Source organism: Turicibacter sp. TJ11 (assembly GCF_021497505.1).
In the GTDB taxonomy this organism is placed as follows: Bacteria; Bacillota_I; Bacilli_A; order MOL361; family Turicibacteraceae; genus Turicibacter.
This window is the reverse complement of record NZ_CP069349.1, coordinates 1,892,387-1,913,298: the sequence shown is the minus strand read 5'-3', so window position 1 is coordinate 1,913,298 and position 20,912 is coordinate 1,892,387. Positions and strand designations below refer to the sequence as shown.

Below are 20,912 nucleotides of genomic sequence, written 5' to 3'. Positions count from 1 at the left end.
AAAATGCCGCCAATTAATCCAAAGGATAAAATTAACAGCATTAAAAAGAAAAGTAGTTTTAATAAAAAGGGTCCACAAAGTATTGGAATCTACTTCATTCTATTTATTATTGTTTTAGGATTATACGGATTTATATTTGCTGAATCACCACAGCCAACTATTATCGAACCAACATATAATGAGTTTATTGAACAAATTGAAAGTGGAAATGTTCAAACGATTCAAGCTCGACCAACTGATGGAGAAGATAATAAAAATTTATGGACCATTTCAGGTAAAATATTAGTTGATGGAAAAGAAACGATTTACCAAACACGAGTTGCAGATGCTGCCTATAATAAAATTAGTGATTTAGCATTAGCAAACGATGTTGAATTTACGAATGGATTAGCACCAACGATAGGAAAGATTTGGAGTTTCTTATCTTATGCTTTATTAACGGTGTTATTCCTAGGTGTCATTATGTTCATGTTTAGATCAGCGCAACGAGGAAATAACAAAGCTTTCGATTTTGGAAAAAGCCGTGCGAAATTATCTAAACAAGAAGGAATTTCTTTTAATGACGTAGCGGGTAACGATGAAGAAAAAGAAGAGTTAGTAGAAGTGGTAGACTTCTTAAAAAGCCCAGCGAAGTACAATGAGATGGGAGCACGAGTTCCTAAAGGTATCTTATTAGTAGGTCCTCCAGGAACTGGTAAAACATTATTAGCTCGTGCTGTTGCTGGTGAAGCGGGTGTACCATTTTATTCAATCTCTGGTTCAGACTTCGTAGAGATGTTTGTAGGGGTTGGAGCAAGCCGTGTACGTGATATGTTCCAAACTGCTAAAAAAACAGCGCCATGTATTATTTTCATTGATGAAATTGATGCGGTTGGTCGTCAACGTGGAGCAGGAATGGGTGGAGGTCACGATGAGCGTGAACAAACCTTAAACCAATTACTTGTTGAAATGGATGGATTCGGTCCGAATTCAGGAATTATTGTAATGGCTGCAACTAACCGACCAGACGTACTTGATCCTGCATTATTACGTCCAGGACGTTTTGACCGTCAAATTACAATTGGTCGTCCAGATGTTAAAGGACGTGAAGCAATCTTAAAAGTACATGCTCGTAATAAACGTTTAGCACCTGAAGTTCGATTAGAGGATATTGCTCGTCGTACACCAGGATTTAGTGGAGCAGATTTAGAAAACTTATTAAACGAATCAGCGTTATTAGCTGCTCGTGATAATCGTAAACAAATTCAAATGCATGATGTGGATGAAGCGACTGACCGTGTTATGATGGGGCCTGCTAAGAAATCTAAAGTCTTCTCGAAAAAAGAAAGACGCGTGGTTGCTTATCATGAAGCGGGACATGCTGTCATTGGTTTAAAATTAGATAACGCTGAAGTTGTCCACAAAGTAACTATTATCCCACGTGGTGAAGCGGGTGGATATGCCTTAATGCTTCCTGAAGAAGAAACATATTTACAAACAAAGCAAGATTTACTCGATCGTATTACTGGATTACTTGCAGGACGTGTTTCTGAAGAAATTACATTCAAGGAAGTTACAACAGGAGCACATAACGACTTCCAAAAAGCCACTGCTATTGCACGTGCAATGGTTACGGAATATGGGATGAGTGAGTTAGGTCCAATTCAATATGAACAACGTAGCGGAAATGTTTTCTTAGGTCGTGATTATAATAAAGATAAAAACTTCTCTGATCATTTAGCACGTCAAATTGATGAACAAATTCATAAAATTATTAGTGCTTGTTATGATCGTTGTCGTAAAGTTTTATTAGAAAATCAAGACTTAGTAAAATTAATTGCTGAAACGTTATTACAATATGAAACATTAACGAAAGAACAAATTGATGAGTTAGTTGAAAAAGGAAAACTTGAATCAACAGCTTATAGTTTAGATAATTCAAAGGATGATAAAAAACGTCCTAAATTTAAGTTAGTTCGTGAAAGTCACAACTATCAGTTAAAATCAACATTAACTTTATCGAAAGAAAAGTTACCTATTATTGATTTAACTTAATAATAAGACATTAAAAAGCACTCTTCTTAAAGGAAGGGTGCTTTTTAGGTAGATCCATCTTAAATAAGAACGAGTTAAGTTAAAAAGGCACTCATTCATCAAAGAAATAAAAATTAATCTAAACAAAATTTCTAATCATATAAATAAATTTACTTTAATGGCTAAAAATATAAATTGAATATTTATTATTTCTAAATTAATTTCATATTTAAATTGTCTTTTTAGTTTAATATAAACTATTCAACGAGTGAAATAGTTATAGAATGAGGTAATTAGTGATTAGTTTTTATCATTAAAGAATTTTAACTCTCATTTAACTAACGATAGAAAGTTAAAATTTTTTCTTGCTTAGTTAAAAGACTATCATTTACTCTAATGAATGAAAGTTAAGAATTAGCTGTTATGTTTAAGCTATGAATTTTTTTTGGCTACTTACAGAGATAAAGAAACTAACTTTTCAAATAGTCATCATTCGTGTAAAATTGTTAAAAGAGATATCAGTTTCTAATTTCCTAAGAAATAACAAGACATCAAGGAGGAGTTATAAATGAAAGATTACTTAGTAAAGGCATTAGCTTTTGAAGATCAAATTCGCGCATTTGCTATTACTTCAACTAACTTAGTTGAGGAAGGACGTCGTCGTCATGGATGCTGGCCAACGGCTTCAGCTGCTTTAGGACGTACTTTAACAGTTGCTGCGATGATGGGAAGTCAGTTAAAAGGTGAAGAAACAATTACAATCCGCATTAATGGAAATGGTCCAATTGGATCTGTTATTGTTGATGCTAACTCAAAGGGAGTAGTTCGTGGTTATGTTTCTAATCCTGAAGTTCACTTCCAATATAACTCAGGTAAATTAAATGTAGGAATGGCGGTTGGAACTGATGGTCAACTATCAGTGACAAAAGACTTAGGATTAAAAGACTACTTTACAGGGCAAGTTCCATTACAAACTGGTGAAATTGGAGATGATTTCACTTATTACTTTGCAGTATCAGAACAAGTTCCATCAGCTGTTGGAGTAGGTGTTTTAGTTGATCCAGATAACTCAGTTCGTGCCGCTGGAGGATTTATTATCCAAGTCATGCCTGGAGCAACAGAAGAAACATTAACAAAATTAGAAACAGCATTAGCTAATATTAAACCAGTATCAACGATGATTGATGAAGGATATACGCCTGAAGCTATTTTAGAAACGATCTTTGGAAAAGAGGAAGTTCGTATTTTAGATCGTCATGAAGTTCATTTTGAATGCACATGTTCAAAAGAAAAATTTGAAAATGGAATCGTTAGCTTAGGAAAAGATGAGATTCAAGCAATGATCGACGAAGATAATGGAGCAGAAGCTGTTTGTCACTTCTGTATGGAACGTTATCAGTTTACAGCAGAAGAGTTAGAAGAATTAAAAAATAGACAATAAAGGATGACACAACATGGGGCAATATGAAGATCAAGTTGAAGTTGTAGAAGCAGAAGTCATAAGTGATGGAAGTGAATCCTCACAAAAAGATTACTGGCGTGAAAAGATAAAAGAAGAACTACGAGAAGAATTAAGAGAAGATTATCGTCATCAACTTCGTAAAGGGGCTATGTCAACTCTCGGGAAAAGTTATAATTTAGGAATGATGATTGCGGTTGTTGTTTCATTCAGTATTCACCACTCTATTCTATGGGCTATTATTCATGGTTTATTAGGATGGTTTTACGTGATCTATAAAATTCTTTTTGGATATTAATAAAAAGTCCATTATTTCATCATGAAATAATGGACTTTTTTTACATCGGATATAACTGATCGATAACTTTTTCAATATTTGGTCTAGGATCAAATGTTTCTAGGTTTAATGGATGGTCTATTTCTTGATGAGTTGACTCAGATGTTTCTGGCGTCTGAAGTCCTATAAATAATAGTAAACAAGCGCATATAATAAGAAGAATGTTAAGCACTCTCATTCGTATCGCTCCATTTCTTCTATGATTAATATATCTTACGCAAAGACACTAATTTATGTGTATCTTAACATTGGACAATTGATACGATTTATGTCATGATTATAGGGAATAAAATTATTTGTTAATTATTAGTAGTAAATAAAGAAAGTGAGTCGAATAGATGAAGAAAAAATTATTATTAATCTCTTTAGATGCGATGATTGGAAAAGATATTGAAATTTTAAAAACGTTACCGACGTTTGGTCCAATTTTAGAGAAAGCATCGATTGTTAAATGTGTTGAGACTGTTTATCCATCTATGACTTATACAGCTCATGCATCGATTGTGTCAGGAACTTATCCAGATAAACATGGAGTTATTACGAATGAAAAATTTACTCCATTAATGACTCAAGCACCTTGGTATGAATTACGTTCACAAAATAAAGCGCAGATTCTACCTGAGTTAGCCAAAGAATTTGGATATACAACATTCGTTAATAGTTGGCCAACATTAGTTGGAGCAAATGTGGATTACTTAGTTCAACGCGCGGGGATCCATTATCCAAAGGAAGAGCAAGAATCAGAGATTCGTAAAAATTCAAATGATGTTTTAACACAAGAAATGTGGGATTATTGTGCTGAGGCATGGACATTACCGAACTATTATTCAACAGATAAATTTTCAGCCTTAGCTTCAAAATATGTGATTCATCATTATCAGCCTGATTTAACACTCATGCATATGACACTTCCGGATCATTATCGTCATTCCTATGGGGTATTATCAGAAAAGTTAGTGGATGCCTATAAATATTTAGATGATATGCTAGCGATTGTTGTGGATGAGTTGAAAGCTAATAACTTATATGAACAAACAACCTTTGTCTTTTGCTCAGATCATGGGCAAGTTGACATTCATATGAGTGTAAATGCTAATAAATTATTAATAGAAAATGGACTTCTAACGATTGATAAAGAAGGAAAAATGACTGATTGGAAAGCTTACGTTCAATCAAGTGGGGTATCGGCACATGTTTATGTGAAAGATCCAGCCAATACTGATTTAGTTAGTGAGGTATATGAATTACTAAATAAAAATCGTGAGTTATTATGTATTGAACATATCTTTACGCGTGAACAAGTAAAACAAACTTATCACTTAGATGGAGACTTTAGTTTTGTTTTAGAATCAAAAACGGGATCTTCGTTTGGATTTAATATTTTGGCTGATTACCGGAATCCAATTATGAATGAGGATTATCGTGTGAGTCGTGGGACACATGGCCATATTCCGAGTAAAGGAGAACAACCTTGTTTGATTTTAAGTGGACCTGGAGTGTTAGAAGGAAAAGAATTATCAGTTGCTAAAGTAGTTGATATTGCTCCAACATGTGCAGCTATTTTAGGGTTTGAAATGCCACAAGCAGACGGACGTGTTTTACGAGAAATTTTAGTTGATTAATAAAAAGGAGGCATGAGTAAAAATTACTCATGCCTCCTTTTGTTCTAATAAAGCTTTTTTTCGATATTGGAGGGGAGTCATTCCAGTGATTTTTTTGAATGTCACATTAAAATAATTTTGATTGTTAAATCCGACCGATAAAGCAATAGATAGTGTGGATAAACTAGTCTCTTTTAATAATTCTTTACTTTTTTCAATCCGAACCTCATTGACGATTTGCGAAAAAGTTTTATTCAATTCTTTTTTTAGTACGGAACAAAAATAACACTTATTTAAGTGAAAGTAGCTTGCAACATCCTCAAGTGTTAGATTTCGATCATAATTTTGCTCCACATAACGATACACTCGAAGTCCGTAAAGTTTCATTTTTGGATGATCTTTGAGATAGTCTTGCTTCATCGTTCTAACCTCACTCATTTAAAATAGTACAAGATAAAAAATAGTTTTTAAAATCTAAATATAGTCAAAGATTTTGTTCAGCTTAACTGTTATAATAGTAATAGTTGATAATGATTATCATTACAGTGAGGTTATTATAGCATATCTAATATAAGGAAGTAAATATGAATCAAAAGAAAGAGGGGGGTATTTTTGAAAAAAAGATATCTAATCGTAGTTTTAATTTTACTAGGAATTATATCTATTTTTATTGGAGCGAGTGAAGTAACTCTATCTGCTATTTTAAGTGGGGATCGTCAGCAATTATATATTTTATTAATTAGTCGTATTCCCCGTTTATTGAGTGTTTGCGTTACAGGAATAGGGATGAGTATTTGTGGATTGATTATGCAGCAACTAACAAGAAATAAGTTTGTATCCCCTACAACAGCAGCCACGATGGACTTTGCAAAACTCGGGATGCTCATTGCAATGGTCTTTTTTACCGGAGCGGGATTAATCCATAAAATGATTTTTGCTTTTGCATGTTCACTACTTGGAACGTTTTTGTTTATGGGAATTATGAAGCAAGTTAAATTTCAAAATTCTATATTTATTCCTTTAATCGGAATGATGCTTGGAAATGTTGTTAATTCGGTGACTAGTTTTATTGCTTATCAATTTGATCTCGTTCAAAATATTTCATCTTGGGCAGAAGGAGATTTTACGAATGTCATGAAAGGGAATTTTGAGTTAATTTACTTAAGTATTCCACTTGTTGTAATCGCCTTCTTATATGCCAATAAATTTACTATTGCAGGAATGGGAGAAGACTTTTCGACGAATCTTGGATTAAATCATCAATTAATTGTGAACATTGGACTAACAATTGTTGCATTGATTACATCCGTTATCATTATTACGATTGGCTCAATTCCATTCATTGGACTAATTGTTCCTAATATTGTATCGATGTATTTAGGAGATAATTTAAAACAGAGTTTAGGACATACCGCTTTAATGGGTGCTATTTTCTTATTAGTTTGTGATATAGTTGGCCGCCTAGTCATTTATCCATATGAAGTAACCATTGGGTTAACAGTAGGAGTTATAGGAAGTCTTATTTTCTTATTTATGATGATGAGGAGGAATTCGAATGCGACGTCATAAAGGGATGATCATTCTACTCATATTAGTTGTTATGTTTAGTGTTTTATTTATTGCTTACGGATTAAATCCAACTTCTTATCACTATGCCTTGTCCAAACGTATTCCAAAATTAATTGCAATTATTTTAACAGGAAGTGGGGTAGCTATTTCATCAGTCATCTTTCAAACTGTAACCAATAATAAAATTTTAACACCGAGTGTCTTAGGATTAGATTCGTTATATAACTTAATGCAGACATTGATCGTGTTTATTTTTGGTTCTATGAATGTCGCCTTAATTGGATCAAACTTAAACTTTATTTTAGCTGGTGGATTAATGATAGGATTCTCATTGCTATTATTTAAAATGATGTTTAGACAAGAAAATACAAATATCTTCTTTTTATTAATGCTTGGAATGATTTTTGGAACGTTATTTAGAAGTTTATCCTCATTTATGCAAATGATTATGGATCCTAATGAATTTTTAATTCTTCAAAATAAAATGTTTGCAAGTTTTAATAAGATCGAATCATCTTTACTGGGAATATCAATTTTAACAATGGGCTTAACGATCATTTGGGTTTTAAAAGATTTAAAAAAACTTGATGTTTTGGCATTAGGAAAAGAGCAGGCGATTAACTTAGGATTAGATTATGACGCGTTAGTTAAAAAGATGTTAATCGCAGTCTCAATCTTAATATCAGTTTCGACTGCTTTAGTTGGACCGATTACGTTTTTAGGAATTTTAGTCACAAATTTAGCTTATCAAATGATAAAGAATTATCGTCATAGTTTGATTATTCCAACAGCTGTCCTAATCAGTTTACTTGCATTAATCGGTGGTCAATTTTTAGTCGAGAGAGTCTTAGCTTTTAACACAACAATTGGAGTCATTATCAATTTTATTGGTGGATTATATTTTATTTACATTTTATTGAAGGAGGAACGTTTATGATCGAAGTTAAAAATATTTCAAAAAAATATGGATCAAAAGCTGTCGTCAACAATGTCTCTTTTCAAATTAAGCGAGGAAAGATTACTTCATTTATTGGACCAAATGGTGCAGGAAAAAGTACAGTTCTTGGAATGATGAGTCGTTTGTTAAAAAAAGATACTGGTGAGGTATATATTGATGGAAAAGAAATTGCCGAGTGGGATACAAAAGAGTTATCAAAAGTTATGGCTATCTTAAAACAAAGTAATCATCTAAGTGTTCGTTTAACGATTAGAGACTTAGTTGCATTTGGTCGATTTCCTCATAGTCAAGGTCGTTTAACCCAAGAAGATCAAGCTAAAATTGATGAGGCTTTAGCTTATATGCAACTAGAGGATATTCAACATAAGTTCTTAGATGAATTAAGTGGTGGACAACGTCAACGTGCATTTATTGGAATGGTATTAGCCCAAGATACAGATTATATTTTCTTAGATGAGCCATTAAATAATCTAGATATGAAACATAGTGTTCAAATTATGAAAATGCTGCGACGAATTACTGATGAACTTGGGAAAACAGTGGTGATTGTTATTCATGATATTAATTTTGCTTCTTGTTATTCAGATGAAATTATTGCTTTACAAGATGGTGAGATTGCGGTTACAGGAACAGTTGATGAAATTATGCAGGCGTCAACATTAAGTCGGTTATATGATATGGATTTTAATGTTCAAGAAATTAATAACAAAAAAATCTGTGTCTATTACTAATCTTATGAAAAATATAAACTAAAGGTGGAGAAGAACATGAAAAATGGATTGAAAAAATTATTATCACGTACGGTAGTATTAGCTGGATTAGTTGCCTTAGCAGCTTGTGGACAAACACCAGATGAAGATGCAACAGCCCAACAAGGGAACGAAAGTTCAGAAGAGTCTAAAGTTGTAACAGTAAAACATGAATATGGAGAAACACCTGTGGTAGTAAATCCAGAAAAGGTAGTTGTATTTGACTTAGGTGTAGTAGATGCTTTAGATTATTTAGGTGTTGAAGTAACCGGATTACCCCTTTCAGGAACACTTCCAGCTCATTTATCAAAATTTCAATCTGATGAATATGAGAATTCAGGATCATTAAAAGAACCAGACTTAGAGGCCGTTTATGAAATGAATCCAGATCTAATCATTATTTCAGGACGTCAAGCTGACTATTATGAAGAATTAAACGAGATTGCACCGACTATTTATATGGCAATTGATAATGAGAATTATTTAGAATCTTTCGAAGAAAATATGACTTTATTAGGGGAAATTTTCAATAAAGAGTCAGAAGTTCTAGCGGGATTAAATGAAGTGAATGAAAAAGTAGAAGCTTTAAATCAATCAGTGACTGAATTAGGCGTGAATGCATTAATTACCTTAACCAATGAAGGAGGAGTAAGTGCCTATGGAGCAGTTTCACGTTTTGGAATTATTCATAATAGTTTCGGATTCTTAGAGGCTGACTCAAATTTAGAAGCATCGACGCATGGAAATAAAGTATCATTTGAATATATTGCAGATTTAAATCCAGATTATATTTTTGTTGTGGATCGTGGAGCTGTTGTAGGTGGCGAAGGAACAGCAAAATCGACAATGGATAATGAGTTAATCAATTCAACTGATGCGGCTAAGAATGGAAATATCGTTTATTTAGATGCAGCTCTATGGTACACAGCAACAGGAGGATTTACCTCAACATTAAAAATGATAGATGAAGTATCATCAGCCATTCAAAACTAATAGCTGAAGAGAGTGATATTAATCACTCTCTTTTTATAACTATTTTATGTGTGAATCAATAAATCATTGAGCAACTAATTAAATAGTTATCACATAAATGTATAAAAAATCACAAACTTTTCAATTTTTTTCACAAAAATACAAAATTTTGTAGTATAATAAGGACGTTAAGAAATATAAGATAGTGTAATCAATCTAATCAGTCATGAGATTAGCATTGTTTTACCACGTTAATGTGAGTTTGAAATCCGATGATTTCGGTACTTATTCCCTATAGATTAGTTTTGTACTCCTCAAATACAATAAAACTAAATTGAATCTACGATTTGCGGCGCAGATTTAAAAGACTTCAAATTCTCACACTATCTTATCGATTCATTTCTTAACCCAACCCTAGCTTTCGCTAGGGTTTTATTTTTTTTACTGGTCATGATGACGTGAAGATTTTTGCTAGAGGATAGTATTAAATGGATTGATTTGATATAATATCCTCATTACTTATATTGGAGTGAGGTAAATGAAAAGATTAAGAAATATTTTTGTGACAATAGTCCCTCTAATTATGTTATTTTTAGTTGCGGATTACGTCTTATTAGTGCCTTTAAATATTCGATTTGAAGAAGGATTTAATTTATTTTTTACATTATTAGTGATTGCGATCATTGCTTATTTTTATGAAGATGTTCGCTATATTTTTCAAGATATGGCTAAAGGACATCCTATTTCTTTTCCGGGTAAAGCAATCAAATATTGTACGCTTACGCTATTTGCTTTATATGTGATCTATCAAATTTCATCAACCCCTGTTCTGTTAAGTAAACAATATAGGGACTTAATTGGAACGATCGAAACTAAAAGTTTCTCAGAAGAAATACCAGTTGTTGATGTTTCAAAAATCCCAACCGTAGATGAAGCTTATGCTCGTCGATTAGGTGAAAAAAAGCTTGGAGAAGATGTTGGATTAGGATCGCAAGTTTATGTTGGAGATTACACGTTAATTAGTATGAGTGATGAATTATTTTGGGTGGCTCCGCTTGAGCATATTGACCCCATTAAATGGTTCACAAATCGTCAAGGAACCCCAGGCTATATTATGGTTTCTGCTACAGATGCCCAAGATGTTCGTTTAGTTCAAGAAGATGCTGAAGGAAACCCGATTAAACTAAAATACTTACCATCAGCTTATTTTAATGAGGATATTAAGCGTAAAGTCTATTTTGAAGGAAATATGTTTGAAGGATTAACCGATTATTCTTTTGAGTTAGATGATAGTGGACGCCCATATTGGGTTGTTACGACGTATACTAAAAAAGTTGGAATCCATGGAGGAGCAGATGCAACAGGTGTTGTGGTGGTCGATGCACAAACAGGTGAAACGAATAAATATTCTGTTGAAGATGCACCGAAATGGATTGATCGTATTTATCCACAATCGTTTGTAATTGAACAAATTAATGATTGGGGATGGTACACAAATGGTTTCTTCAATACATTATTTGCGAAAAAGGGAATTATTCAAACGACGCCTGGAACAAACTACATGTATATTGACGGTGAATGGTACTTCTATACAGGGATGACATCGGTAGGTTCAGATGAATCAACGGTTGGATTTATGTTATCTAATACTCGAACTAAGGAAACGACTTTTTATAAAATCGCAGGTGCAACTGAAACATCTGCGATGAAGTCAGCGGAAGGAAAAGTTCAGAATTTAGGATACAGTTCAAGTTTTCCATTATTATTAAATATCGAAAATGAGCCTACTTACTTCATGACATTAAAAGATAATCAAGGATTAGTAAAACAATATGCGTTTGTTAATGTCGATGATTATTCAAAAGTAGGAACGGGTGAGACATTAGATGATGCGCGTGTGAACTATACAAAACTCGTATTTGGTAGTCAAGGAAACTTTACTGATACAACAACAGGTGAAAGAAAAATGGTAACGGCTACGATTGAACGTTTAGGAGTCAGTCAAACGAATGGAACGACATACTATACGATTATCTTAAAAGAATATCCTGAGTTTTTATTAATAAGTCCTGCAACGATTTCACCAGAGTTACCAATTAGCCGAGAAGGTGATCAAGTCATGATTGAATATATTGATGCCAAGAATCAATCCAAAACAATTGTATCGTTTGATAACTTGAATTTTAATCAATAAATTTAAAAAGGAGAAGTGAATATCTTCTCCTTTATTAATAGGGGGATTTTATGAGAAAGTGGTTTTCTATCTTACTAATTATGATTGGTAGTTTGTGCTTTATTATAGCGCTCTATCCTATTTTTGAGATGAATCAACAAGTCAATCAATCACTTAATGAATGGGAGAATCTTAAAAATCAATATTCATCCGATTTAAATCAGGAACAAGAAATAGAGAATTTACCATTAACTAATGGCGTGATTGGAACATTACAAATAAAGTCTTATAATGAAATTATTCCAATTAGAATGGGAACAACAGATGCTATCTTGAAACAGGGAATTGGGGTAGATGAAAGCACGGTTTCTCCTGGTGAATTAGGAAACTCTGTTTTATATGGTCATCGTGAAAATATTCTTTGGAACTTAAAACATGTTGAAATTGGAGATGAAATTGAGATTGAGACGTTAAATGAACGATTAGTCTTTAAAATTACTGACATTAAAATACTAGACCCTGAAGATGATTATATTTATCAATCAGCAGATATTCCTACTATTACATTAGTCACTTGTTACCCGTTTATTTATATGGGACCAACACCCGAGCGATATGTTGTTAAAGCAGTATTAGAATCATCAAAAAAGCCTGAAAATTAATTCAGGCTTTTTTGATGATTGGTGATCATTAGACGTTAATCTAATCATCGATTAAATTACATACGATTATTTCCAACTATTTATTAATATTAAAAAGTTTATCCCAAGTTGATTTAAAATCTTCCATCATACGTGGTTCATGAGTTTCATCTAAGATTTTTGCATCTGTCATTGATTTTCCTTGTTCATAATAGTATCCACCAATAACATTATTTTTTGTATCTGTCATCACAAAAACATCATAATTTGTATTATCTTTAGTTGCTGTATATTGGTATACATTAATATCTTGTTCTAAATATTCTGAAGGTTCAACCCATGTGTAAACCCATTGACCATAAACATCTTCATTAATAGCTGTTGCTTCGTTTAATGTATATGTTTGATAGTATTCTTTTTCGTTTACATTTTTAATATTGCTAAATCCTAAACCTTCTAAATAACTTGTTTGATCAGCAACTGACGTGTTATTTCCATTATTGTTATTCATTCCAGTTTCATTTTGAGTTCCCATGTTTTGATCTGTATTGTTTGTGTTAGTGTTAGGATTAGAACATGCCGCTAACGCTAACCCAATGAATAGAGTCATTAATAAACGTTTCATTTTTACACGATCCTTTCGAAGTAATTTCCTTTATATTATTCATCGCTTTTAAATTTCCTATTCAAAAAAAACAAAAAAAGAAGCACATTAAAGATCAATGTCATTAAGTTAATAAATTAATGATTAAAATCTCCAAAAGGGAGGTGTACATTTTTGTACCCCTCCCTTTTTTCTTGTAAAAAACACTTGACATAGAAGCAAAAATCTGTGGCGTAGCCCCTTAAATATATCTATTTAAGGAGGCTATCACATGGCTAAGTATTCAACTAAGATCAAGCAAAAACTCATTCATATTATTAAGAAGATGAGTGGTAACCCAAAGGACTTTGTCCAAAATCCTGAGAAAGATTTTACTCGAAATCGTAAACTCTCATTTGAAAGTATGGTGAGTTTTATTCTCGCGATGAATGGCAATAGCCTTTATACAGAGTTAATGACTTATTTCAATTATGATGTGACAACTGCATCTACCTCTGCTTTTATCCAACAACGTAGTAAAATACGACCGGATGCATTTAAACATTTATTTCAACAGTTTACTGCCTCATACGATCAGTATAAATACTTTCGAGGATATCGACTTCTCGCTATTGATGGCTCAACATTTAATATTGCACATCATCCTGATGATGAAAAAACGTACATTAAATCTTCAACGGCTAAAAAGGGCTATAACTCCCTTCATCTGAATGCACTTTATGATTTAATGAATCGATTATATATCGATGCACAAATTCAACCGATTCGTGAATTAAATGAACGACAAGCACTGATTGAAATGGTCGGCAACTCTCCACTTAAAGATCCTGTGATTCTTGTTGCGGATCGGGGGTATGAAAGTTACAATACCTTCGCTCATATTCAAGAAAGAGGTTGGAAATACGTGATTCGTGTTAAAGATATCAAAAGTAAAAGTATGATCTCATCACTTAGTTTACCTCATACAGATGAATTTGATGAAACCATCCATTTAATATTAACCCCAAAGCAAACAAATGAAGTTAAAGCTAATCCCCATCGTTATAAATTCTTACCTCAAAATGTCCGCTTTGATTATTTTAAATTAAAGCAGGCTGACTATTATGAACTTTCATTTCGTGTGGTACGGTTCAAACTAACAGAAGATACTTACGAAACGCTGATCACCAATCTAAATCAAGAAGAGTTTTCAAAAGAAGCCTTAAAGGAATTATATGAAATGAGATGGGGAATTGAAACAGCATTTAGAGAACTAAAATATGCGATTGGTTTAATTCATCTCCATGCGAAGAAACGCTCATTTATTGAACAAGAACTATTCGCTAAACTAACCATGTATAATTTTTGTGAAATGATTACCTTAAATGTTGTCTTGACTAAGAAAGAGCGAAAATATAACTATCAAGTGAATTTCACTGTTGCGATTCATGTCTGTTGTCAATTTTTTAGATCGTCGAAGATTCCTGTAGAAGAACTTATTCAGAGAAACATACTACCAGTTCGAAAGGGCCGACATAGTGAACGGAGAACCCGAGTTAAACCGAGTGTGAGTTTTATGTATCGAGTAGCTTAATCCTATTTAAAGGTGTCAAAAAAGCAGATTGAGGCTATCTGCTTTTTTGGCATGCCTTAAAGATGAGTTTTTGGTGCTTAACAGATCAAAAAAAAGGCATGGTGAAATTAAAATTGATTTCACGATGCCTTTGAAAATCCCAATGACACTTAACTAAATGACATTGCATTAAAGATAATCTTTAATGTGCTTCTGATTAATAATTAATTCCTGCAGGAACAATATAACTGTGATCGTCTGCTGAACATGGTGTGACAGCGTATGTCATTTGGCAATGTGGACATTGATCTACTAATTTTGTTTTTGTGTATTCTTTCCCACAAGAACAGTTGATAGTTGCTGGTTCTGGCATTGGGCGATCAGCAAAACCTTTCATACGAACTTTATCTGCTACTGCCTGTCCATTTTCGAATTCGCAACCACATTTCATTGAAATCATTTCACTCATGTAGACCATCCTCTCTGAATATTTCTTAAAGTTATTATAACAAAATCATAAATTTAATAATGTGACTTATATCACGTTTTTAATTTTAAAAAGTTAAATTTCTAACTGGAAGATATGAAAAGTATTTTAACGGAAAATATGATAAAATAATGAAAGAATGAAGTAGGGGAGGAATATTAATGATCGATTTACATTGTCATATCTTACCCGGAATTGATGACGGTGCTAAAGATATAGAAGAAACTTTAGAGATGGCACGCATTGCTGTAAGCGAAGGAATTAAGCACATCATTTGTACACCACACTATATTCAGTACAGTGACTATTATAATAAGTCGCAAGTCTTTGATTTAGTGGAGGCAGTCAATAAGAAATTAGCTGAGGAGTCCATTGAGTTAACATTATCTGCTGGTCATGAAGTTTATTTAACACCAGACTTACCAAAACTCGTTCAAGAAGGCGAAGTTAGCACATTAAATAACACGCAATACATTTTAATTGAATTTCCAATGAATGATATCCCTATCTATGCAGAAGATGTGTTTTACGAATTAAAATTGATGGGATTAACACCTATTTTAGCTCATCCTGAACGATATCCAATGATTATTGAAAATCCTAATCTCTTATTAGATTACTTAAAGTTAGGTGTTTTATGTCAGGCTAATGTTGGAAGTATTCGTGGTTTCTTTGGAGAACGTGTTCAAGAAACAGTCATTAAACTAATTGAACATCAAATGATTCATTTCATCGCTACGGATGCTCATACTCCACGTAATCGATCGCCTAAAGTTAAAAAAGCATTCAAAGAGATTGAGAGCATTGACGCCGCTTTAGCTCATGAATTGTTTGTCAAAAATCCACTAAAAGTTTATAAAAATGAACTAATTGAACCTAAAGAGCCGATTGAAATTATTAAGAAAAGCTTTTGGAAATCATTGTTTTCAAAACGAAAAAGATAAAAAGACATAAAAATTTTATGTCTTTTTTTTATCTTCATTTTTTATGTTTAAATAAAAGCGGTGAAATGATAATATGATTATTTACTTTAGTCGGATAAAGCTTAAATAAAGAGTTTAGATATGGATCACGAACAGCTATCTCACGATTTATTTGAGATAGCTTAGAAATAAATTCAGAGGATTCATCTTTAATCTCAAAGTAATAGCGATGGACATTAATTGAGACATCTGGATAAAGTGCATGAACGCCATCATAAATCGCATTTTTATGGTAGGTTAAGTCAGTCGTTACACAATAGCAGGGATCGACAAGTTGAAATTTCATATAGATCCTCCTTAAATCATGATATAAAAAGATATGTATTTCAAAGGTTGAATATGACAATTGATTGATAGGGTGAACGTTTTTTTGAAAATTGAATATCATAGACTAACCATTTTATAAGGTGGTGAAAGCCTTGAATCAAGATGATAAACAAAACCATTTAAATAAACGCCAAAAAACTAATCGTTTGCTAGGAAGTGTTCAAAGTAAGCATCCTAAAGTGTATGGTGCTATCAATCAACTGAGTCGAATAGGAATAACGATTGGAAATAAAATTGACAGTGACCTAAATCTTAGACTGAATCAGCGACATATTTCATCTAAATATAATTTAGATTGTGCAGATCACATTTGTGTTAGAAGATTTAGTCCAACCCCTTATACGCATCATGGATTATATTTAGGGTTTGGATTAGTCATTCATTATGATTTTAGTAGAGTTTCTATTGTAACGTTAGAACAATTTGCGAAGGGACAACCGATCTGTTTGGTAAATAGCGGGGTTGATTATCCTAAAGAAGTGGTAATGGTTCGCGCTTTGAGCCGATTAGGAGAGAAAAATTATCATCTCATCACAAACAACTGTGAACATTTTGTTCGATGGTGTCGAAATGGTCCAGAGATTAACTTATAAACGGAAGAGGACTTATCCTCTTTTTTTTATGACACATAAGGATGAAAAAGCGTCGATCTGGGGATAAGTTATATCTTTTTTTCGACAAAGCCGTCAAAAATACAAATAAAAATAGACAAAAAATAATCAAGTAAACAACTGTTAGACAAAAATCAGCAAAACAAAATTCAAAAAATGTAAAAAGTAGGGATAAAAATATTTATTTTTTCCACATTATGTTATAATATAGTTATACACATATATGGGGATAAAAAAGATAAGTTTTTTTAAAAACTCTTGTTTTTCTTGGGTAAATTAGGAGTTATTGTTATACACAGACACTAAAATAAAGTGTAGATAATATTGTTTATAAGTTTCAGCTATTGAAAGTTAAAGGGGGATTTAGGTCACATGTCATATACTGTTTGTAATATCGATAAGAATTCTTTTAATTCAGTTATCACCAAAAAAATAAGATTTTATCAATCTCATCAATATGATGTGGCCTATATGTTTCAACGATATAGCTTAAATCCTAATAATTTTGTTGAATGGTTTATTCAAAAAATTAATTTAACAGGAAATGAAGTTGCTTTAGAGTTAGGGTGCTTATCTGAATCATATTGGATTCATGATTTTAAATATATGCCTTTATTTAAAAAACTTTATTTAGTCGATGAGAAGATCGAAAATGTTTTACAAGCTAAAAGAATCTTAAAAAGCTTTTCAAATACTAATATTAGTTTAAATCAATGTGAGACACTAAACATTGAGAATAAAGCGTTAGATTTGGCTTATTCTCATAACATCGATTTAAATTCAAATCATGCATATCATGTTTCGCTTCTATCGGAAATTCTTCGTGTACTAAAAGATGAGGGGACTTTTTATTACACGTATATTACAGAGGATTACTATGCCTCTTTATACAAATTAATTTATGAATATGATCCAAATCCGTTTATTAAAGATCAAATAAACAATTATATAAAAAATAATCAATCAGATACCAAAGAGATGTTAGAAAATACTTTCTCGTATGTGGAGGTAGATGAGTTTCAATCTGTTTGGATGGTTAATAGTGTTGATGATTTAATTGGTTTTATTTTATGCGATGAAGTTTTACGTTCACTAAGATATACTATTTTCCAAGATGGATTATCTTCTTTTAGAAGTTTTTTAAAGATGAAAATTGATCGTTTAGGTGGAATTACTCTTCAAAGGAGGGTATCTGTGATCACTTGCCGAGGAAAAAGAGCGTATAGTTAATACAAGAAATAGAAGTTCAAAATAAATGTTAAAGTGATAGTGATAGCTCTAAATTCAATTTTAAAAAAGGTTGCTGATCGTTTGAATTTAACATTAGTTTTATCATAAGATGAAATGAATAAGTTACTATTTTTAATCACTTAAAATTTTAGATTAAGATGAATAGTATTAATCATCCATCAAAGTTGATATTTTATAGATAACAATCTTTTTCATTTCATTTAAAAGGTTAATCGTACGACAAAAAAGTGAAGATTTTAAGACTATAAGGTGGGACAATGATGACTCATTCAAATTCGATTTAGATTTGGATGAGTTTTTTATACGTATGTTTTTAAATAGAGGAGTTAGGGAAGATGACAAGATTATCTTGTTTTAAAGATTGGATGATTAAAAGGCGTCATTTAATCTTAATTATAACTATAGTTTTACTCGTAATAATCGGGGGGATATCTATTGTTAAACGTTCTGGTTATACACAAGTTTATAAGTATTTATTAAACGCTGAGGTTTCAGTTCTGAATGATGATTTAAAAGGAGCTTTAGTTAGTCTTGAAAAAGCTTATGAACTTAAGCCGATTAACTTATTAGAGAATAAAATAGAAAAAATAAATAAGCTAATTGATTCAAAATCTAGTTTTATCAGAGGCTTACAAGCTGAAGAAGGAGAGAACTTTGAAACAGCTTATTATTATTACGAGCAAGTTGATGAGATTGATGAAGAAAGATATGACATTGCACAACAAAAGTTATTAGCATTAGCGAATCAGGTCGTTGACGAAATTTACGAACAAGCCGAGCAATACTATGATAATCATCTCTATTTAATGATTATTAAAAAATTAGAAAGTGCACTAAAGTATCGGACTCGTATGGAAGAAACTCAGTCTAAAATTAACTATTATCAAGAGATTTTGTATCAGTATTATATTGATAAATCCATTGATGAGGCAAACGAGTACTGTGATGATCCACTATTTTATAATTTATTTACTCAGAGCTTAGATCATGCACTGAGTTATGCGACATCCAGTGAGAAAAAAGAAGCGATCCGTCAATTAAAACAACAATTAGTTCAAACACAGGTTGATTATTATTTAACATTAGCAACTGAAGCTTCTGAGAATGGAGATGTCGAGGTCACGAACCAATACATGAAACAAATTTTAGTCTTGGATCCTAATCATTCGTTCAATCATCCATTACTTAATCAATGATGTGAAGATAAATAAAAAGGACTCTTTTTTAGAGTCCTTTATCACTATTATTTATTTTTGGCTTAGAATGCACCGTTACCACAGCAACAAGCGATGATTGCCAATAAAATAAATAAAACTAAAATGAAACAACAAGAATTACCATAACCATTTCCACACATAAATATTCACCCCACTTAAGTGATTGGTAGATTTACTACCTAGTTTAATTTATGAATTTTTATAAAAATGGTGATTCGTTTGGTATATTTTTTAAAGAAATCATCTTTACAGTAATTTTTCAATTAGAAAGAGCAAACTATGATATAATGATTTTATGAAAAGCGCTTATAATAAAAGTGAAATGGAGATGAAATGATGCGCAAGCCAGTAAGAAAGGCAGTAATTCCTGCTGCAGGATTTGGAACTCGTTTTTTACCTGCAACAAAAGCACAACCGAAAGAGATGTTACCTATTGTTGATAAACCAACGATTCAATATATTGTTGAAGAAGCCGTAGCCTCTGGAATTGAAGAAATTTTAATTGTAACAAGTTCAATGAAGCGTCCAATCGAGGATCATTTTGATAAATCATATGAATTAGAAGATATATTAGAGAAAAAAGGGAAAAATGAGATGTTAGAAATGGTTCAAGGAATTTCTAATTTAGCTCAGATTCACTACATCAGACAAAAAGAAGCTAAAGGATTAGGGCATGCGATCTTATGTGCGAAAACATTTATTAAGGATGAGCCATTTGTTGTTTTATTAGGAGATGATGTCGTGGTGAATGAAAAAAATCCAGCGACTCATCAATTAGTAGAAGCTTATAAAAAAATCGGATGTTCAATCATGGGCGTTCAACGTGTACCTGAAGATGAAGTTTCAAAATACGGAATCGTTCGTCCATCTCAGTCACACACTCCAACAGAAAATGGACGCATGGTTAAATTAACGGGAATGGTTGAAAAACCGACAGTTGAAGAAGCACCATCAAATCTAGCAGTGATGGGACGTTATGTTTTAACGCCAGAGATTTTTGAGATGTTAGAAAATCAAGAACCAGGAGCAGGAGGAGAAATCCAGTTAACAGATGCGATCGATCGCTTAATGGATCGTCAGGCCGTATATGCTTATGATTTTGAAGGACAACGTTACGATGTTGGGGATAAGTTTGGATTTATTAAGGCAACGATTGATTTTGCCTTAAATCGTGAAGACTTAGGTGATCAAGTCCGTCATTATTTATTAGATGAGATAGCACCACGTTTAATCAATGAATTAGAAGATCGTGAAGAACTTAATCAGATCGTAATCGAAGAAAATAGCAAAGAAGTGATAGAAGAAGCTTTTGAAGAAGCAGAAGAATCTGACTTAGAATAAAAGAAGGAGAAATCCTTCTTTTTTCATTGATAAAAGAGTTAGCGCTAACAAAAATTGTCATGTACCT

Annotated in this window: 22 protein-coding genes; 16 read left to right on the top strand and 6 right to left on the bottom strand. The window is 32.3% G+C overall.

Translation table 11 applies throughout. The annotated features are described in order from the left end of the window. Positions 1 to 3: 3 nt before the first annotated feature. From ftsH to JRC48_RS09185, 3 genes are all read left to right on the top strand, one after another. Positions 4 to 2,034 (top strand): ATP-dependent zinc metalloprotease FtsH, encoded by a 2,031-nt coding sequence (gene ftsH / locus JRC48_RS09195; protein ID WP_235069275.1) that lies wholly within the window; start codon positions 4 to 6, stop codon positions 2,032 to 2,034. A 547-nt stretch (positions 2,035 to 2,581) separates the two neighbouring features. After that, entirely contained in the window at positions 2,582 to 3,454 is an 873-nt protein-coding gene (gene hslO, locus JRC48_RS09190; RefSeq protein WP_235069274.1) for an Hsp33 family molecular chaperone HslO, read from the top strand. Between the two features lie 13 nt (positions 3,455 to 3,467). Beyond that, on the top strand, positions 3,468 to 3,770 hold the full coding sequence (locus JRC48_RS09185) for a CAAX protease family protein (RefSeq protein ID WP_235069273.1): 303 nt from the start codon (positions 3,468 to 3,470) through the stop codon (positions 3,768 to 3,770). Positions 3,771 to 3,810: 40 nt separating this feature from the next. Here JRC48_RS09185 and JRC48_RS09180 read toward each other — a convergent pair whose 3' ends face one another. Further along, positions 3,811 to 3,987: a hypothetical protein gene (locus JRC48_RS09180; protein WP_235069272.1), complete on the bottom strand. Its 177-nt coding sequence runs from the start codon at positions 3,985 to 3,987 to the stop codon at positions 3,811 to 3,813. 160 nt (positions 3,988 to 4,147) lie between these two features. Here JRC48_RS09180 and JRC48_RS09175 point away from each other — a divergent pair, with 160 nt between their 5' ends. Further along, positions 4,148 to 5,431, top strand: coding sequence for an alkaline phosphatase family protein (locus tag JRC48_RS09175; protein WP_235069271.1), 1,284 nt, complete (start codon positions 4,148 to 4,150; stop codon positions 5,429 to 5,431). 27 nt (positions 5,432 to 5,458) lie between these two features. Here JRC48_RS09175 and JRC48_RS09170 read toward each other — a convergent pair whose 3' ends face one another. Next, a complete protein-coding gene (locus tag JRC48_RS09170) occupies positions 5,459 to 5,830 on the bottom strand; it encodes an AraC family transcriptional regulator (RefSeq protein WP_235069270.1) in 372 nt (123 codons plus the stop codon). 192 nt (positions 5,831 to 6,022) lie between these two features. Here JRC48_RS09170 and JRC48_RS09165 point away from each other — a divergent pair, with 192 nt between their 5' ends. From JRC48_RS09165 to JRC48_RS09140, 6 genes are all read left to right on the top strand, one after another. Beyond that, entirely contained in the window at positions 6,023 to 6,979 is a 957-nt protein-coding gene (locus tag JRC48_RS09165) for an ABC transporter permease (protein ID WP_235069269.1), read from the top strand. Further along, positions 6,966 to 7,916: an iron chelate uptake ABC transporter family permease subunit gene (locus JRC48_RS09160; protein WP_235069268.1), complete on the top strand. Its 951-nt coding sequence runs from the start codon at positions 6,966 to 6,968 to the stop codon at positions 7,914 to 7,916. Before JRC48_RS09165 ends, JRC48_RS09160 begins: the two co-directional genes overlap by 14 nt. Beyond that, positions 7,913 to 8,668 carry an ABC transporter ATP-binding protein gene (locus JRC48_RS09155; protein ID WP_235069267.1) on the top strand — a complete coding sequence of 252 codons (756 nt, stop codon included), beginning with the start codon at positions 7,913 to 7,915 and terminating at the stop codon, positions 8,666 to 8,668. The genes JRC48_RS09160 and JRC48_RS09155 overlap by 4 nt, the downstream gene beginning before the upstream one ends. A 36-nt stretch (positions 8,669 to 8,704) precedes the next feature. Further along, entirely contained in the window at positions 8,705 to 9,679 is a 975-nt protein-coding gene (locus JRC48_RS09150; RefSeq protein WP_235069266.1) for a siderophore ABC transporter substrate-binding protein, read from the top strand. Positions 9,680 to 10,196: 517 nt separating this feature from the next. Next, positions 10,197 to 11,852 carry a hypothetical protein gene (locus JRC48_RS09145; protein WP_235069265.1) on the top strand — a complete coding sequence of 552 codons (1,656 nt, stop codon included), beginning with the start codon at positions 10,197 to 10,199 and terminating at the stop codon, positions 11,850 to 11,852. Between the two features lie 50 nt (positions 11,853 to 11,902). After that, complete coding sequence (locus JRC48_RS09140; protein WP_235069264.1) at positions 11,903 to 12,493, top strand: class D sortase; 591 nt, start codon at positions 11,903 to 11,905, stop codon at positions 12,491 to 12,493. Positions 12,494 to 12,569: 76 nt separating this feature from the next. On the opposite strand, the gene JRC48_RS09135 is transcribed toward JRC48_RS09140, so the two are convergent. Beyond that, positions 12,570 to 13,097 (bottom strand): hypothetical protein, encoded by a 528-nt coding sequence (locus tag JRC48_RS09135; protein WP_235069263.1) that lies wholly within the window; start codon positions 13,095 to 13,097, stop codon positions 12,570 to 12,572. Between the two features lie 250 nt (positions 13,098 to 13,347). On the opposite strand from JRC48_RS09135, the gene JRC48_RS09130 reads away from it, so the two are divergent. Further along, the gene (locus tag JRC48_RS09130; protein WP_235069262.1) at positions 13,348 to 14,649 is read left to right on the top strand and encodes an IS4 family transposase; all 1,302 of its coding nucleotides are present in this window, start codon (positions 13,348 to 13,350) and stop codon (positions 14,647 to 14,649) included. 196 nt (positions 14,650 to 14,845) lie between these two features. Here JRC48_RS09130 and JRC48_RS09125 read toward each other — a convergent pair whose 3' ends face one another. Next, positions 14,846 to 15,097, bottom strand: a complete 252-nt coding sequence (locus tag JRC48_RS09125) for a hypothetical protein (RefSeq protein ID WP_235069261.1) — start codon at positions 15,095 to 15,097, stop codon at positions 14,846 to 14,848. Between the two features lie 179 nt (positions 15,098 to 15,276). Here JRC48_RS09125 and JRC48_RS09120 point away from each other — a divergent pair, with 179 nt between their 5' ends. Continuing rightward, positions 15,277 to 16,059: a tyrosine-protein phosphatase gene (locus JRC48_RS09120; RefSeq protein ID WP_235069260.1), complete on the top strand. Its 783-nt coding sequence runs from the start codon at positions 15,277 to 15,279 to the stop codon at positions 16,057 to 16,059. 34 nt (positions 16,060 to 16,093) lie between these two features. Here the strand turns inward: JRC48_RS09120 and JRC48_RS09115 are convergent, their stop codons facing one another. Beyond that, complete coding sequence (locus JRC48_RS09115; protein WP_235069259.1) at positions 16,094 to 16,384, bottom strand: hypothetical protein; 291 nt, start codon at positions 16,382 to 16,384, stop codon at positions 16,094 to 16,096. A gap of 133 nt (positions 16,385 to 16,517) precedes the next feature. On the opposite strand from JRC48_RS09115, the gene JRC48_RS09110 reads away from it, so the two are divergent. The 3 genes from JRC48_RS09110 (at position 16,518) to JRC48_RS09100 (ending at position 19,483) form a co-directional block, all read left to right on the top strand. Continuing rightward, positions 16,518 to 17,018, top strand: a complete 501-nt coding sequence (locus JRC48_RS09110; RefSeq protein ID WP_235069258.1) for a lecithin retinol acyltransferase family protein — start codon at positions 16,518 to 16,520, stop codon at positions 17,016 to 17,018. 390 nt (positions 17,019 to 17,408) lie between these two features. After that, entirely contained in the window at positions 17,409 to 18,266 is an 858-nt protein-coding gene (locus tag JRC48_RS09105; RefSeq protein ID WP_235069257.1) for a hypothetical protein, read from the top strand. 356 nt (positions 18,267 to 18,622) lie between these two features. Beyond that, a complete protein-coding gene (locus JRC48_RS09100) occupies positions 18,623 to 19,483 on the top strand; it encodes a hypothetical protein (RefSeq protein ID WP_235069256.1) in 861 nt (286 codons plus the stop codon). A gap of 62 nt (positions 19,484 to 19,545) precedes the next feature. On the opposite strand, the gene JRC48_RS12790 is transcribed toward JRC48_RS09100, so the two are convergent. Further along, positions 19,546 to 19,644: a YjcZ family sporulation protein gene (locus JRC48_RS12790; RefSeq protein WP_370630366.1), complete on the bottom strand. Its 99-nt coding sequence runs from the start codon at positions 19,642 to 19,644 to the stop codon at positions 19,546 to 19,548. 196 nt (positions 19,645 to 19,840) lie between these two features. Between JRC48_RS12790 and galU the strand changes: the two genes are divergently transcribed. After that, positions 19,841 to 20,845, top strand: coding sequence for a UTP--glucose-1-phosphate uridylyltransferase GalU (gene galU / locus JRC48_RS09095; RefSeq protein WP_235069255.1), 1,005 nt, complete (start codon positions 19,841 to 19,843; stop codon positions 20,843 to 20,845). Positions 20,846 to 20,912: the final 67 nt, after the last annotated feature.